Source organism: Fodinibius saliphilus, from assembly GCF_005869845.1.
GTDB classification, from domain to species: domain Bacteria; phylum Bacteroidota; class Rhodothermia; order Balneolales; family Balneolaceae; genus Fodinibius; species Fodinibius saliphilus.
This window is the reverse complement of the sequence record NZ_VAWF01000001.1, coordinates 1,022,577-1,038,513: the sequence shown is the minus strand read 5'-3', so window position 1 is coordinate 1,038,513 and position 15,937 is coordinate 1,022,577. Positions and strand designations below refer to the sequence as shown.

The window sequence follows — 15,937 nt, the reverse complement described above, 5'->3', positions numbered from 1 at the left end:
TCTCACTAGTTTTATTATATAGGCAAAACTATTAACGGTTTACAGTTCCCACACCTGTAAAGGATAAATATTAAAGTGGTTATTTAATTTATTTTTTACTTCAGTGCTTCCATACTCAATAACTATGACAGTAGTAACATCCCATTTGTTATTTGATGTTTCAAGCATTCTTTGAAGTGCTGAATTTGAAATGGCTTTGTCTAGGCAGTATTCATTAATAAATTCAAAATAATAATCAATGCCATCTTTTTCGGCTACAAGATTTGGATTATACTCTTCATCAATGATTTTGGAAGGCGGTGGACTGGGATATTGGGGATGTTCCTCTATCCAGATACTTCCAAAGTTCAGTTTCTGAAGCATTGGTACGAGCTTCTTTAAAAATAAATCTAGTTCATTAGCAGATAGTTGCCCCATATAATATCTCTCTCCCTCTCTATTTATAAAAAATATAAGCAACTTTACTTTTAAATGTAATAATTAGTATTAGGTAATTAAAGAACATTGATAAAATATCATTTCAGCAGTAACAGAAAATTCCTTACACGTAATTTGGTTATTATTTTTTAAATTAAGTATTCACGGTCGTCTAAAGAAGAGGTGGGTATGAGTGAGTTAAATGGAAAATCTATTTATTGATTCATCTCAGTGGGTTTAGTAGTTGGTTTACTCTTTTGGTGTCATTATTGGCAGTGAAGGAATATCAGTACGGGCAAATACCCTCTTGGCTGTGTTATCTTCTGTTTTATGTGGTTCAATTGGCATTGTCTTTGGCATGGGGGATGGTTTATTATTTGCCTTTTTAGGTACATTAGGTGTACTATTTTTGACAAATGTATTTCATCTTCACCACATCGAAGATATACGGGGATACTGATTTACATCTGCATATAAAGAAAGGTACTGCAGATTAATGAGATAATGACTCATTTATAAATCCAGTGCTTTTGAAGCTATTGATCGGTATGCGCTGGGGGAGCAAAAAGATAACACCGCTATTCGTTGGTTAGGAGAAAAGGAGACAAGTCACAAGCATTTATATATAAACAAAGAAAACAACAGACGGATTGTTTTGCCTCTGTGCTTGCAAAACTGGGAGTCGGCAGATGAGAGGTAGTGTGTACGCTGGCCGGCCTAATATCTGAGGTGCATATAGCAGCACTGGGGGCATTAAAAAACAGAAGTATCTATTGCCCATTATTTACAGTATCCCAAAGAGCTGTGTATCAGTCCGAATTGAAAACTTCTATTCTGATAAGATAAAACCTCTTCACGGTTCAAGGGCTACTTCTTTCCGACTTAAAAACAGTTCATGAATTTACTTATTATGATTAATTACAAACAGGCTTATCCCGGTTCATCGAGACTCTGGTCAATATTGTCAATTGCATTTTGATAGGCTTCCTCTATAGTTTCACCCCAAGCTTTGACCGTTTTACCGTTATTTTTTTGGGCGGTTATTTGTACTCCATCCCATTTGGTTTTTGCGTCGATTACCGAGTACCCTAGGTAGCTTTTTTCTTTTAACAAATCAGCACGTTCATGAAATATGTTTTCCCTATTTTGTTTATCAGATCTCATGGCTTTTAGTTGAAATAGTTAACTTATCTTTTCCTAGTTTCTTGGTTTGTACAGTATTTCGGTTATTGGGCACCACTCGGTTCCCTTGGTAGTTTGCGTAAACCATTCCATTCTTGATATGCTCCAATGCATCATAGAATTCTTTGTATATGTCAATATTATGGTAATTATGATGTAGTAGGTAACTTCAAATGTATTGTAGGGTAATTTCTGACATTGGATATAAGAACTAAGATCTGATGGTTATTTTTCTCTATAATTTTCAAGTACATTGATTGTATGGAAGGCAATTATTTTTGCTGTAAATGTTAATATTGGTATTACAATAATTTCTAAAACAAAATACCCCCCCATAATGGGGGGCACTTTGTTATCTCTCTCTCTTAGTTTTTTGAAGCCAACAATTTCCTTTCGCCGGTATTGCCCGGATCAAGTTCAAGGGGTATAATCTCAGTCCCGATAATTATCAGGACACCCTCAACCATTGGCTTATAATTAACCACCTGTCGGTGGCCAATAAAACCTGAGTACACTTTTTTGCCTTTTGAGGAGGCGTAAAAGAAACCAAAGGATAGCTTTTTGGTTTATTTATTTCTGTACCGTAGCACAGCTATAAATTGTACTCATTTAGTAATCACTACACCAAAGATTCTGTAAATAATATAATTGGTGATGGGTTTCTTGTATGCAGTTTAAACCGATAGTTACGTTGTGGGGATTTCCCTATTGAAAATGTATGATTTTATCAACTTGATATGTATCGACACCTATATTTTCCTATGAATCCTGTTTTATTTAAGAGCATGTCCATTTATTGGTTTGAGTGGTTATTCATTTGCTTGGATAGTAATTATCCTGGACCTGTAATATTTTAACTAACAATTGGTGGTTTATTTCCAAGTTATATTTGTCTGATAAGTACTGGTGTATTTTTTTTCATCTCCTTGCAGCATGTTACCATCTGCTAAGAAGTGCAGTATATCTTCTGAAATGGCCCATTGGTAGATTAGCCATTTCCAGTCAGGTAACTGTTTAGCAGTATAGTCTTCCTCATAAATCGTTTCCGACTTTTCGTGCAGTACGGCAGTTTTTAGCAGGAAAGGGAAAACTCTCGAATATCTTTATTAGCTGTTAATTGAGTGGCATACGCCCCACCTGTAAAGCGATGGAATTAACTTTCCTTAACCTCTTATTGTATCTTTTGTAAAGTCCTTAGAGCTAAGCTTGGTAGATAATATTAAAAGAGCAGGCAGTGTAACTAATGCGGTTATCAGTGAAAGGCCAATTCCCAGAATGGCCACCTCTCCGATTGAACGCATTCCCGGATGTATTGAAAAAAGAAGGCCGCTAAAACCGAGCATAGTGGTAAATCCGCTTACCAATACATGCTCACCTGTTGACTTCAAGACAGTTTTGATGGACTTTTTTCCCTCTTCCAAGTAACGATGGACTATATGAATTCCACTATCATCACCAATACCCAATATCGTAGGTAATACAACCAAGTTATAAAGGTTAAGACGCCACCCCAGCAGGTCCATAAGCCCAAATAACCAAATAAAACTAGCGATCAAAGGGAGTAGGGCAAAAATCATCCATTTAACTTTATGAAGGATCAGGAGTTTGAAAATGATGATAAATAAGATAGTTAATATAAGCATGGTTGGAGCTTCGGCAATCATTAACCGTAACATATCGGAGGCAACGATGGAGGTCGAGCCTGCGTAATAGGTTTTATTATTATCCAAAGTGACTTTACCAACATCATCAGTAAAATTCATGGAATTTCGGCCATCAGATAACCCTACCGATGGATAGATAATGACTAAATTTCCTATATCACCATTTTTTGAAGTAAAGGGAGCTTTAAGAAAGTCGGGGATTTTTTTAAGTGGTATTGCGGTCTTTGTAGATGCAGCCGAACGCAGTCGTTGTATCACTTTGCTGTCATTTTCTTTGATAAAAGGATCCGATAATAATGCTCTTATATTTTTGAGTCTATTCAATTTGTGCTGTATCTCAAGTGTAGTTGCTGGGAATCGATCCTGAAAAATCTCTACTTCTCTTATAGTAGGGGTTATAGTATCTTTTGCTGCACGCTCGCGAAGGATTTCTGCAACTTTGGGTGCGTGCGAAGCGTTGTCAACAATAATATAAGCGGCATTGCGTGTTTCCCGGTCACTGTATACGTTCCACACCTTTTGGTTGAGTTCTCGATAGCGTTCGTATTTAGGTTCGAGTTTTCCAAAATCATATTCAAACGAAAGATTGGGTAGTTTGATCAGTGTAATGGCTGTAACTACAATTGATATTCCTATGATACCAATTGCGATATTTTTCCAGCTGTTACTCTTGGTATAAGGATTTTGGTGATCAGCTAAACTACTTTTCGGAGATTTTTTTTGCAGGTTTAGTATGGGGCTCTGTTCTAGCAATACAAGCAGGGCCGGCAAGAAAAAGAGATAGGCAATAATAGCAAATTGAAGACCAATACCGGCAATCATTCCAAATTCACTGAAGCCCTTGAAGTCTGCAATGAGGAGTATGAAAAAGCCAGCTGAAGTTGTTAGACCTACCGTAAAAATAGCTTGACCTGTGGTCATAAAAGTGGTAATAATTGCTTCATCAACAGTCTCTCCTTTTTCGCGCTGCTCGGCATACCGTGCGAAAAAGTGTATGCCGAAGTCAATCCCCATCCCAAAAAGGAGCAAGCCCAGGGTTGAGGTCATGATATTCAATGTCCCGTGTATTATATAAGTGATTCCGAAGGTCCAGCAAAGACTAAATGCGAGGGGCAACCCAATGAGTAAGAGATAAGCCGGTATTTGAATAAGCTGCTTACTAATATTGTGAAATAACAATTGCTCGCTACCATTTCTTCGATAGCCTTTATAGGAAAAATATAGTACGACTATACTCATCAGTAATAAAACGCCGGCGCCAAATGAATCTATTACATCATCAGTAATGGTTTCAATTTCGATGAGAGTTCGTATCAAACGCCCGGCTGCCACAACTTCCATTTGCGGGTGATAAGAAGAGGGGACAAGTTGGTCTATCAGCTGATTCAAATCGGCATAGGTATCCTTGATGAATTGAAGATCCGTTTGGGCCCCGCTGGGAAAAAATTTTACTACCAGTATTGTAGAATCTGCTGATAGGTTATATTCTGATCCAACAAGCGCCTTATATTTTTCATCTAGTTCTTCTCCCAGCGAATCAGTATCAACAGAATCATCTTCTTCAAGATCAACGAAAAAGGGATTTGCTTCCTGTTTTGCTTCGGTGATTTTGGTGGTCAAGAACTTCTCGAGTAGATTAAGTTCATCATCCGTAGCTAAATAGAGGGCATTTTGCTGCAAAAAATTGATCTCTTTTTTAAATTCAGCGCGGAAGAAATAGGGAGTGTCATAATCATCACCCCAAAGATTGAGGGCCGGATCTATTAAATCTTTGGCAAATTGTTTGTTGGCTTCAAAAGAGGGGCTGTGTATTGCTACAGCTAATTCATGTTCAGCCCCTACTTGGTTGCGTAAAGTGTTTAACGCTTGTACACTGGGGTATATTTGGGGGATTAGTTTTGATAGGTCATTATCAATACGGAGATTGGTTGCCAGTACAAAACCGGCCAAAGCAACTAACAAACTTACTGAAAAAACCGCTATTGGTCGGCGAATAGCCTGTTGCAGTATTGGCCGTAAGTGTTGAAACAGCCAGTTAATCATTACATAGCTCCCTGGGGATTCTCGATACTTTCAGTTACTGTTCGGTTTATCCATACATATCGCACAATACTACCCAAGCCAAAAAAGAGTAGCAGAATATTTAGCACCCAACCTATAAAAGGCAGGTTAACTAGTATCCCAACAAGGATCATCCCAAGTGCCAGTCCCCAATAATAGGTAGAAGTTGTAGCTTCTTGTTTAAAATACACAATGCCCATACTACCCAATAGCATAGCTACGAATAGGTAACTGAAAAGTAGTGCCAAACCATACATGAATAATAAAATAATGGAAAGAGGGATTGTTAGGACAAGTATAAATAGCGCAGTTATAACAATGGGCCAGGCGATAAACGATAGTAAGCCTGTACCGGTATTTTTCAACATCTGTTCGGTAGAGAAACGGTATAGGTCTTTGGAAGTCTGTTCAAACAGTCTTATAAAAATTAGGCCAGTGATTAAAAGTGCGAGGTATAATCCAATTTTAAATAGTAAGACAGGCCATATTTTTGGTTTATTTATTGTGATTGTGAGATTGGGCGGGATGATGCCAATATTTTCTCTGTGCACTTCTTGATCGCTAATTATATTGGTGCCGTAAGTTGCCTGATAATTTTCACCAAAAGTTATATCAGGTGTATAAAAATGAGCTTTATTATTGATACGGCCATCTATTCTTATTGTGGAAGCTGCAGCGTTTAACTGTCCTTCAACTAATCCTCCTTCAATAATAATGGTTTCAGCAGCTATATGAGCATTTCCTATAATGTGGGTGTTATTTGTGATACGAACTTCACGACCGGCCACAAAAATATCTCCATTTACGTTTCCGTCAATAATGAAGGTTTCAGCAACCCCAGCTAAAAGATCACCAATAGTTCCCCGAATGCTAGCGTGTCTACTTGCCAGTATAGCATCATCAGTGATATACCCATCTATAGAAATAAGTTCTGCAGCCGAAAATAAATCATTGCCCAGCCATCCGAAGATATCAACAGTTTGGCCTGCGGCCATAAATTGCGTTTTAATGGAGTCCGTTTTCACAACCTGGATATACTCTCCAATTCTATAATTGTTGCTTTGGGCTGTTGCTAACTGAAAGAAAATAACTGATAGCATAAGAACCAGACATAGTTTTTTCATCGTGCAACTCTCTATCATTTTCATTAAGTGGCATTGTAAAATCCATTGTTTAAATAATGGTATTTGTGGGGTTATTCTGTAGCAGGTATACTGATATTATTGTAAGAAATATCCTGATAGCTTAAACTTTAACTAAGCTATCAACTACCTCCTATAACAATGCTTCCCTTCTCAATACCTTTTATAAGATATTAGAGGCACTTCGAAGTTGCTTTTCATGTAGGGCTTTTACTGTCATATATGGGAGTAATAAACCCTCTTTAATCTTAGAGAAGAAAGAAATATTAAGCAGTAATTGTAAATCATAAAGAGAAGTGAGGAAATGATGGCTATTAAAGAAATTGAAAAAAAAGAGTGGGGGGAGTATTTCAACTCTTTTTCTAAGAAATATTTAAAAGATGAAGAACCTGAATATGTAGAGATCAGAGTGCTATCTGATTCTATGGGAGCCCAACAGGCAACAACATGGGTACTACTCAAGGGTATTACGTATGATGCCAAAGGAGATTTATTGGATATACGGTTAGAGGACTCAAGTCATATAATACATAAACCGAAAGAAATATATGTGACAGAAAACAAGGATGGGTGGATACTTAATTTGGAAGTTATTCAGGAAGACGGTACCAAAGATATTATAGAAACTCGGTAAAATTAGCTGATGCCTACTCAAACACCATTAATGTATCAACCGGAATTACTAAGGAAGGATGCTAAAAAACTGGCGCAGCGACAGTCTTTTTCTTACGAGGATGAGTATATTGCTCCTATACAGCCTCAATTGGCAGCAATAAAAGAAGAGTTGACAGAAGCCTATCGATTGTTAGCAACTTCCGCCAAGCAAAATAAAGAGATGACGCCGGCATCTGAGTGGATAATCGATAACTTTTATATTATTCAGGAGCAGATTATTCAGGTTGAGCACGACTTTCCTATGGGATTTCAAGAGAGCCTCCCGCATCTCACGACAGGGCCTAACCAGGGAAAGCCTAGGGTATATGGGTTAGTACAAAACCTGGCGATGCATACCGATAACAAAATTGGAATTGACAATATTGCGCAGTATACCGATGGGTACCAAGAAGAGCTGACTTTAAAGATAGGAGAACTCTGGGCTACTCCGATTATGGTGCGTTTTGCCCTGCTCAAGCAGTTAACAATTCTTGCTCAACAGGTGGTAAAATACCGGAAGGTGCGAACCGCAATTCAACAATTTATTTCAGAATTAACACAGCAAAAACAACATGCCGAACCGGGTTGGCTATTATATCGAATTATTGATTGGGTAGAAGAGCAAAAGAAGCTACACGGTGAACGAGAATTATACATCGAGTTGATTCGACAGCTGCGTTCAGCAGAACTGCTTACTGAGGAGGAGAAAAAATGGTTTGAATATCATTTGAATAACTTTGGAATTACGGTTGATGAGGCTATTCGCCAAGAATCACAACGACAATCCAAGTTACAGGTAAGTATTCAAAACGCCATTGTTTCTTTACGACAGGTATCAGAAACAGAGTGGCAGGATTTTGTCGAGAGCTGTTCTATGGTAGACAAAATATTGCAGCTCGACCCTTTGGGAGTGTATGAAGAGATGGATGTGCAAACCAAAGACCAATACCGGGATACTATTGAACGGTTGAGTCGTAAGTCTAATTATTCTGAAAAGGAGGTAGCCGAAAGGGTATTACTATTGGCTGAACAGCACCTTAACGGCTCAGGTCAAAAGATAACAGATATACTTGATGATTATACGGTTTTAAAGAAACATGTAGGGTACTATCTCATTGGTGAAGGGTATGATCAATTATGTTCCCAAGTTGGGTATCAAAAGCCTATAGGGGAACGTATTCGTAAGAAGCTTGAGCAAAGTACCTTGTCTTATATTGGGATAGTTGGAATTGTTACTTGCCTGTCACTGGCGGCCTTAACGGCAGTTACTGACTTCTTAACCCTGCCGCTATTTGTTGCTGTCAGTGCTTTTTTTATAGCTATTTTCCCGGCCCTTGAATTGTCAATATCGGTGGTAAATCGGTTTTTTGCTTTTTGGATACCTCCCCGAATCTTACCAAAAATGGATTTTGATGAAAGAATTCCTGCCAGTGCACGTACAATGGTAGTGATACCTACGCTTTTTCATTCACAGGCGGAGGTTAGAGAACTGTTGGAAACGCTTGAAATATCTTCACTGGCGAATAAAGATGTAGGACTGCAATTTGTACTACTTTCTGATTTTGCAGACGCAGATTCCCAAAATAAGCCAGAAGATAGGGCAATTATTGAGGAGGCAAGCAGGGGAATAGATCAATTGAATGAGCAGTATTCTTCTCACTATGGAGATAAGTTTTTTATTCTTCATCGCGAGCGCAAATGGAATGCAGCCGAAGAAAAATGGATGGGTTGGGAACGCAAGCGTGGTAAATTAGAGCAGTTAAACAGGGTTCTTAGTAATCCGGAGGAAGAATTACCGTTTGACTATATATTTGGGGACTTCAAGGGGAGTATTCAACAAAAGCAGGTGCAATATGTATTAACGTTGGATGCTGATACTCGTACTCCTCCTGATAGTATCAGGGAACTGGTTGAGGTGGCTTCCCATCCACTAAACAGGGCATGGTATAATGATGAAAATGGGCGTATAACAAAAGGGTATGGCATTATACAACCTCGCATTTCTATCCCCCCTGATGAAGCTAATAAAACCTGGTTTACTCATATATTTTCAGGAAATGTGGGTATAGATCCGTATACCACAGCAGTTTCTGATATATACCAGGATCTAATGGGAGAAGCCGTTTATACCGGCAAGGGAATATATGATGTGCGAGCTTTCTATCGGGTATTAGATAAACGGTTTCCGGAGAATAGAATTCTATCTCATGATCTGATTGAAAGTAATTATGTGCGGGCGGGATTAGCTACTAATATCGAACTATTTGATGGGTATCCCAGAAATTACGACAGCTTTAGTAAACGCAACCATCGGTGGACGCGCGGTGACTGGCAAATTGCCCGATGGCTGTTTAAAAAAGTCCCTAGTAAAGAAGGCAAAGTAAAAAATCCTATTAATCTATTATCGCGTTGGAAAATATTCGATAACCTGCGTCGCTCATTAAACCCCCTTTTCCTAACTCTGTTTTTAATTTTCGGGTGGTTTGTAGTACCTAACTCTGCCATATTTTGGACTCTTGCAGCAATTGGTATTCTTGCTTTCCCTATTTTTATAAGTTTTTCTACTGACATTGTGAATCGTCCCAAAAGGGTGAAATGGAAGCTGTACTTTGAGAGAATCCGTTCAAATATTAGAATTAATACTATTCAATCAGTTTCTACGCTGGCGATACTACCTCACCAAGCTATTATCCAGTTAGATGCAATTATTCGAAGCCTGTGGCGGTTAAATATATCCCGTAAAAATTTGTTGGAGTGGACTACTTCTTTCCAAGCTGAAAAACAGAGTGCAGACTCATTAGCTCATTATCTGCGTCTTATGTTGGGGGCTGTGGTACTTGGTATTGGTATTATGGGAGTATCCTTAATTATAGATCACACCAAGGCATGGTTAGTTATTCCTTTTGGGTTGCTTTGGATCGTTTCGCCATGGTTTGCCTGGTATTCAGGAGGTTTATATGAAGGCGAAGAAGAAGTGTTATCGGAATCTGAAAAAAAAACGCTAAAGACGTATGCTCGCCGCACGTGGTTCTATTTTGAGCAATTAGTAAATGAAAATTATTTCTGGTTACCTCCTGATAATGACCAAGAAGAACCTTCACTGCCAACAACGGCGCGTACCTCGCCTACAAATATAGGGCTTACACTTATTGCTACACAAGCAGCATATGAGTTCGGTTATATCACTTTTAATGAGTTCCTGAACCGTCTTGAGAATACACTGGATGTTTTAAGTCAATTGAATCGTTTCCGGGGACATTTTTATAACTGGTATGAAATACGTCTTGGGGAAGTCTTAAATCCCAGGTATATCTCAACTGTTGATTCTGGTAATTTGGCGGCTGGCTTAATTGTTGTTAAACAGGGGATAAAGCGACTTTTTTCTGAACAGGTACTTAACGATCAGTATTGGGAGGGGTTAGATGTGACCCTTAGAACGGTCAAAGCTGTAACTGATGATGTTAGCAAAAAAACGGAGGATTATTCCAAGATCTGTCAAAAGATGGAACACTGCATCAATGATATGCTGAAACGGATTGAGGGGGTGGCTCCAAAGACAGTATCAGAGAGTTTGGAGTTATTACAAGAACTCAAGGATGTTGCCTGTCAGTTATGTGGTGAGAATTTAATGCAATTGCGTAGTGCCTTGGGCGACAAAGGGGTTGAAGATTTACAGTTTTGGTTAGAACGTCCCCTTCATCAAATTGATAGTTATAAGGATGAGCTAGCGTACTTCGCTCAAACATCTATAGATAGTTTAAAAATATCGCCTGCTGAATTACTGGAACAATTTGAGGGAAGAGATCAGGAGGAGGACGCTTTCAAAATAACCAAGTCTTGGCAGCAGAAGGTTAATTTAATTCGAGAAATATGTAGTAGGTTGATATCAGAGATGGATTTCTCTTTCCTATATCTAAAAGAGAAAAATCTATTTAGTATCGGATATAATGTTGATAAAGCTGAACTTGATAAGGGGACTTATGATTTGTTAGCCAGTGAGGCCCGTATTGCATCGCTTATTGCTATTGCGAAAGGAGACGTCCCATCAGAACACTGGTTCCGACTAGGTCGTCGGCTGACAAGCAGAAATGAAAATGAATTCTTGTTGTCATGGGGTGGAACTACCTTTGAATACTTAATGCCCCAATTATTCATTCGTTCTTATTCAGCAACATTATTAAGCCATACCTTCTACAGAATTATTGAGTGGCAAAAAGAGTATGCGCAAAGTTTTAATCGTCCCTGGGGATTCTCAGAAAGTGCCTATAACCGGTTGAATATGGATCTGCATTATCAGTATCGTTCGTTTGGTGTTCCGGGTTTGGGACTTAAACGAGGCCTTGCTGAAGAATATGTGGTAGCTCCATATGCATCAGCGTTGGCATTGATGATTGAACCTATAACGGCGTTTGAAAATCTTCAGAACTTGGAAAAGCTGGGGGCATTGGGACTAAAAGGATATTATGATGCGGTCGATTTCACACCTGATCATTTAGAAAAAGGTGAGGAATATAAAGTAGTGAAAATGTATATGGCTCATCATCATGGAATGACCCTTGCTTCATTGCTTAATGTATTAAACGATTGGAAGATTCGTGATGACTTTCATGCTGAACCAATGATCAGATCATGTGAATTACTCTTGCAAGAGCGCATTCCGAGAGGCATTCCAGTCAAAGAGCCATACCCTATTGATGTAGAAATGGAGCCTGGTGAACAGGATGAGATGCAATACATTGTTGAACATGCGGATGTATCTAGCCTTGATGCTACGCCACCACGTGTTCACCTTTTATCCAATGGAAGTCTTCATAGTTTCATAAGTCATGCAGGAACAGGATGTACCAGGTTCAATAACATAAGGCTTACTGGCTGGAAGGCCGATACTACCGAAGATCCACTGGGTATGTTTATCTATATCAAAGACCAGGAAAGTGGGGATTACTGGTCGGCTATGCACCAACCGGTTAAACGGAAGCCCGATCGATATGACAGTTGGTTTCATAATAGCAAGTTACAAACCTCAAGAGTTGATGATTGGATTGAGACTACAACTGAAATCTGCATTTCTCCTGAAAATCCCATTGAATTGCGAAAAGTTACATTAACTAATTATTCTGATAAGCCTAGGACACTTGAGCTTACCAGCTATATGGAAGTTGTTTTGAATGAAGCAGGTAGTCATGATTCACATCCGGCTTTTTCGAAACTTTTTGTACAAACAGATTACTTACCCGAACACCATGCCATAATTGCGTGGCGTAGGCCCCGCAGTGATGAAGAGACACCGATATACATGGTGCATACTATGGCCATGGAAAACTGGGAATTGATAGATGAAACCCTTGAATTTGAAACTGAACGTTCACGCTTTATTGGGCGGGGACGTGGACGGGAGAATCCGAAAGCTATTGCGTTTGATTATGATCTAAGCGGGTCTCGCGGAAATATATCAGATCCGATAATGAGTTTGCGCCGTACGGTACAGCTGGATGCCGGTGAAAAAAAGACTATTACCTTTGGCGTTGGGTGGGCTGGTAGCCGCAAGGAAGCCGAAGAGTTGGCGGATATTTTTGATAATCCTCCGGCGGTAGAACGGGCATTTGATATGGCATCTATTTATAATACAGTGGAGCAAGAACATCTGGGAATTAGTAGTGCCCTTTCCCAATATTTTCAAAAGTTAGCTGGATATGTGATTTATCCTTCTAAACAATTTAGAGCAGAAACAGCAATTCGTTCTTCCAATAGAAAACAACAACCAGCATTATGGACATATGGTATCTCGGGGGATTTTCCCATCCTGGTATTTCGTATTCGTCATACTGATCAGTTGTCGTCATTAGAAAAAGCATTAAAAGGACATCTATTTTGGATGCACCGGGGCCTTCAGGTAGATTTTGTCATTATAAATGATCACCCGCCAAGCTATGCTGATGAGTTGCAGGAAGGTATCCAACGAATCGTAGACGCAATACACGGTAGTCATCACGGAGGGGGGGAGCCCAATATTTTTACTCTACGTTCTGACCGCATTCCAGATGAAGATTATCGTTTGATACTAACAGTTGCATCTATAGTCTTGGAGGGTAAGCTGCCAACTATAGAAATGAAAAAGGGTGATAAAGTACCCCGATTTAGTAGAAATGATGAGATGCCTTTATATGAACCTGCTTCATTATTGTTTGATAAGCACAACAGTGATAAGAAAGAGTTATCTGAAAAACTCAAATTCTATAATGGATTCGGAGGATTCACAGAAAATGGCAAGGAATACCAGATATATATTACACCTTCAAAAGAGAAAAAAGGATTAGAGTTTCCTCCAGCCCCTTGGGTAAATGTTATTGGAAATAAAGAAGGCGGCTTTATAACGACTGAAAAAGGAGCCGGATATAGCTGGAGTAAAAATAGCCGAGAGAACAAATTGACCTCGTGGTCAAATGATCCATTACTCGATCCGGTTTCCGAAGCGTTCTTTATTAGAGATGAGGAGAACAAGGAATTTTGGTCACCCACACCGGGTCCTACTCCTGGAAAGCAAGGATATAAGGTATCGCACGGTTTTGGATATAGTCGATTTGAGCATGAAACCCATGGTATTGAGAGTAAATTGGTACAGTTTGTACCTCGGAAAGATCCTGTAAAAATATCGTTACTGACCCTTAAAAATAATGGAAATAGTAGGCGCAATATTTCCATATTTAATTATACGGCTTGGGTTCTTGGAATTGATAGAGAAAAATCGGCGCAATTTATTGTTCAAGAGAAAGATGATCAGTATCAGGCAATAATTGCTCAAAACTGGTATAATAATGAATTTGCAGATCGTACTGCATTTGCCTGCATTCCGGATATCGAGGGAAAGGAAATGCAATCAGCATTCACTACAGATCGTGAGACATTCATTGGACGAAATGGTTCTTTGAAACGGGCAAAAGCTATATCTGAAGATGAACTATTGGATAATAGTATCAATAATGAGAGTGATCCATGTGCTGCTTTTCAACGTTTGTTGACTCTCGAAGTGAAAGAGGAAATCACCTTTGTTGTGTTGATTGGTGAAGCCGTCAACCGAAAACAGGCCGAGATTATTATTGATAGATACAGTGATATAAAACAGGCTCGTGAAGCACTGCAGAAGGTAAAGTCGTATTGGCAGCACAGACTGGGGCGTGTCCAGGTACAGACCCCGGACCAAGCACTTAATATATTGATGAATGGGTGGTTGCAATATCAAAATATCGTTTGCAGAATGTGGTCACGTACTGGGTTTTACCAGGCAGGGGGAGCATTCGGTTTCCGTGACCAGTTGCAAGATTCAATGGCCGCACTCTATGTAGATCCCCAAATGACCAGAGATCAAATATTACTGCATGCATCCCGACAATTTAAAAAGGGAGATGTACAGCATTGGTGGCACCCGCCGACAGGGCGTGGTATTCGTTCCCGTATTACCGATGATAGGCTTTGGCTGCCTTATGTAGTGGATTACTATATAAAAGCAACGGGCGATACAGGGTTATTGGAAGAGAATATACCGTATTTAAAAGCACGAGAGCTGGAAGATGACGAACATGAAGCATACCTGCATCCAGAGGTAATGAGTGGGCCCGATGGGGAAGAATCATTATATCATCATTGCATTCGGGCAATTGATGTAACCTTGCAGATGGGAGAACATGGACTACCGCTTATCGGGGGTGGTGATTGGAATGATGGCATGAACAGGGTAGGGCATGGTGGAAAGGGAGAAAGCGTCTGGTTGGGCTTTTTCTTGTATTCCGTATTAAAGCAGTTTAAAAATTACGCAGAAATAATGGGAGCAGAAAAAAAAGCTCGGGACTTTGATATTGAAGCAGAAAAGTTGAAACAACATCTAAATAAAGAAGGGTGGGATGGGAAATGGTATAGACGGGCATTTTATGATGATGGAACCCCCTTGGGATCTGTTGAAAATGATGAATGTAAAATTGATGCTATTGCTCAGGCTTGGTCGATTATTTCTGGTGTTGCCACCTCAAAAAAAGCTGAAAAAGCGCTTTCGGCACTTGATGAACACCTTGTATCGGAGAGTGATCGTATTATTCGATTATTGACTCCACCCTTTGATCAAACGGAAAAAGATCCGGGTTATATAAAAGGATATATTCCCGGTGTGCGTGAAAATGGCGGGCAATATACCCATGCGGCGATTTGGGCTATTAAAGCTTTTGCCAAGCAGGGCTATGGGGATAAAGCTGTCTCATATTTAAGCATGATAAATCCGGTGAATCATTCCTCAAGTAAAGAGGATGTTGCCCGGTATAAAGTAGAACCATATGCCGTAGCTGCAGATATTTATGGGGAGCCCCCTTTAACCGGACAGGGCGGGTGGACATGGTATACCGGGTCAGCCGGTTGGATGTATCAGGTGGCCCTGGAATCGATTCTGGGGATTACTATAGAACCTAAACTATTAGTTATTGAACCGGCTATTGCTTCATATTGGCAAGGGTATGAGGTAGAGTGGAAACGATTGGATAGTGAAACCATTTATCATATAAAAATTATAAATGATCAAGGGATTGAACAGGGATTATTACGAGGGACTATTGACGGAAGAGAGGTGCAGTTCCCCGGGGGAAAAGCAGAAATTAAGTTAACGAAAGACGGTAAGGAACATAATATAGAGCTAAAGATGGTTGCCCGATAGTATACGAATAGCAGTGTAGTGATTTCTCTTACATTGAGCCTCTCTCTAAACCGCACAGATAATCAATTTGTGTTCATTTATTATAACACTGATACAATTCAATGTCAGGTGAAAATAATAAG

7 protein-coding genes and 1 riboswitch are annotated in these 15,937 nt (G+C 39.5%); of the genes, 3 read left to right on the top strand and 4 right to left on the bottom strand.

Annotated elements, in window-relative coordinates; all coding sequences use genetic code 11:
* Positions 1-39 precede the first annotated feature (39 nt).
* The gene (locus FCN14_RS04265; RefSeq protein ID WP_212747564.1) at positions 40-417 is read right to left on the bottom strand and encodes a hypothetical protein; all 378 of its coding nucleotides are present in this window, start codon (positions 415-417) and stop codon (positions 40-42) included.
* A 244-nt stretch (positions 418-661) separates the two neighbouring features.
* Here FCN14_RS04265 and FCN14_RS04260 point away from each other — a divergent pair, with 244 nt between their 5' ends.
* Complete coding sequence (locus tag FCN14_RS04260) at positions 662-877, top strand: hypothetical protein (protein WP_138429840.1); 216 nt, start codon at positions 662-664, stop codon at positions 875-877.
* 470 nt (positions 878-1,347) lie between these two features.
* Here FCN14_RS04260 and FCN14_RS04255 read toward each other — a convergent pair whose 3' ends face one another.
* From FCN14_RS04255 to FCN14_RS04245, 3 genes are all read right to left on the bottom strand, one after another.
* Positions 1,348-1,581 carry a hypothetical protein gene (locus FCN14_RS04255; protein WP_138429839.1) on the bottom strand — a complete coding sequence of 78 codons (234 nt, stop codon included), beginning with the start codon at positions 1,579-1,581 and terminating at the stop codon, positions 1,348-1,350.
* A gap of 389 nt (positions 1,582-1,970) precedes the next feature.
* Positions 1,971-2,070, bottom strand: a riboswitch (TPP riboswitch).
* Between the two features lie 692 nt (positions 2,071-2,762).
* Positions 2,763-5,306, bottom strand: a complete 2,544-nt coding sequence (locus tag FCN14_RS04250) for an efflux RND transporter permease subunit (protein WP_138429838.1) — start codon at positions 5,304-5,306, stop codon at positions 2,763-2,765.
* A complete protein-coding gene (locus tag FCN14_RS04245; RefSeq protein ID WP_171032801.1) occupies positions 5,306-6,448 on the bottom strand; it encodes a bactofilin family protein in 1,143 nt (380 codons plus the stop codon). The genes FCN14_RS04250 and FCN14_RS04245 overlap by 1 nt, the downstream gene beginning before the upstream one ends.
* 322 nt (positions 6,449-6,770) lie before the next feature.
* Between FCN14_RS04245 and FCN14_RS04240 the strand changes: the two genes are divergently transcribed.
* Positions 6,771-7,100, top strand: a complete 330-nt coding sequence (locus FCN14_RS04240) for a DUF5335 family protein (protein ID WP_138429836.1) — start codon at positions 6,771-6,773, stop codon at positions 7,098-7,100.
* Between the two features lie 9 nt (positions 7,101-7,109).
* A complete protein-coding gene (locus tag FCN14_RS04235) occupies positions 7,110-15,815 on the top strand; it encodes a GH36-type glycosyl hydrolase domain-containing protein (RefSeq protein WP_138429835.1) in 8,706 nt (2,901 codons plus the stop codon).
* Positions 15,816-15,937 lie beyond the last annotated feature (122 nt).

Bases quoted from the DNA above. Each gene is read 5' to 3' on its own strand.
- FCN14_RS04265 (WP_212747564.1), bottom strand. From the start codon at position 417: ATGGGGCAACTATCTGCTAATGAACTAGATTTATTTTTAAAGAAGCTC.
- FCN14_RS04255 (WP_138429839.1), bottom strand. From the start codon at position 1,581: ATGAGATCTGATAAACAAAATAGGGAAAACATATTTCATGAACGTGCT.
- FCN14_RS04250 (WP_138429838.1), bottom strand. From the start codon at position 5,306: ATGATTAACTGGCTGTTTCAACACTTACGGCCAATACTGCAACAGGCT.
- FCN14_RS04245 (WP_171032801.1), bottom strand. From the start codon at position 6,448: ATGAAAAAACTATGTCTGGTTCTTATGCTATCAGTTATTTTCTTTCAG.
- FCN14_RS04240 (WP_138429836.1), top strand. From the start codon at position 6,771: ATGATGGCTATTAAAGAAATTGAAAAAAAAGAGTGGGGGGAGTATTTC.
- FCN14_RS04235 (WP_138429835.1), top strand. From the start codon at position 7,110: ATGCCTACTCAAACACCATTAATGTATCAACCGGAATTACTAAGGAAG.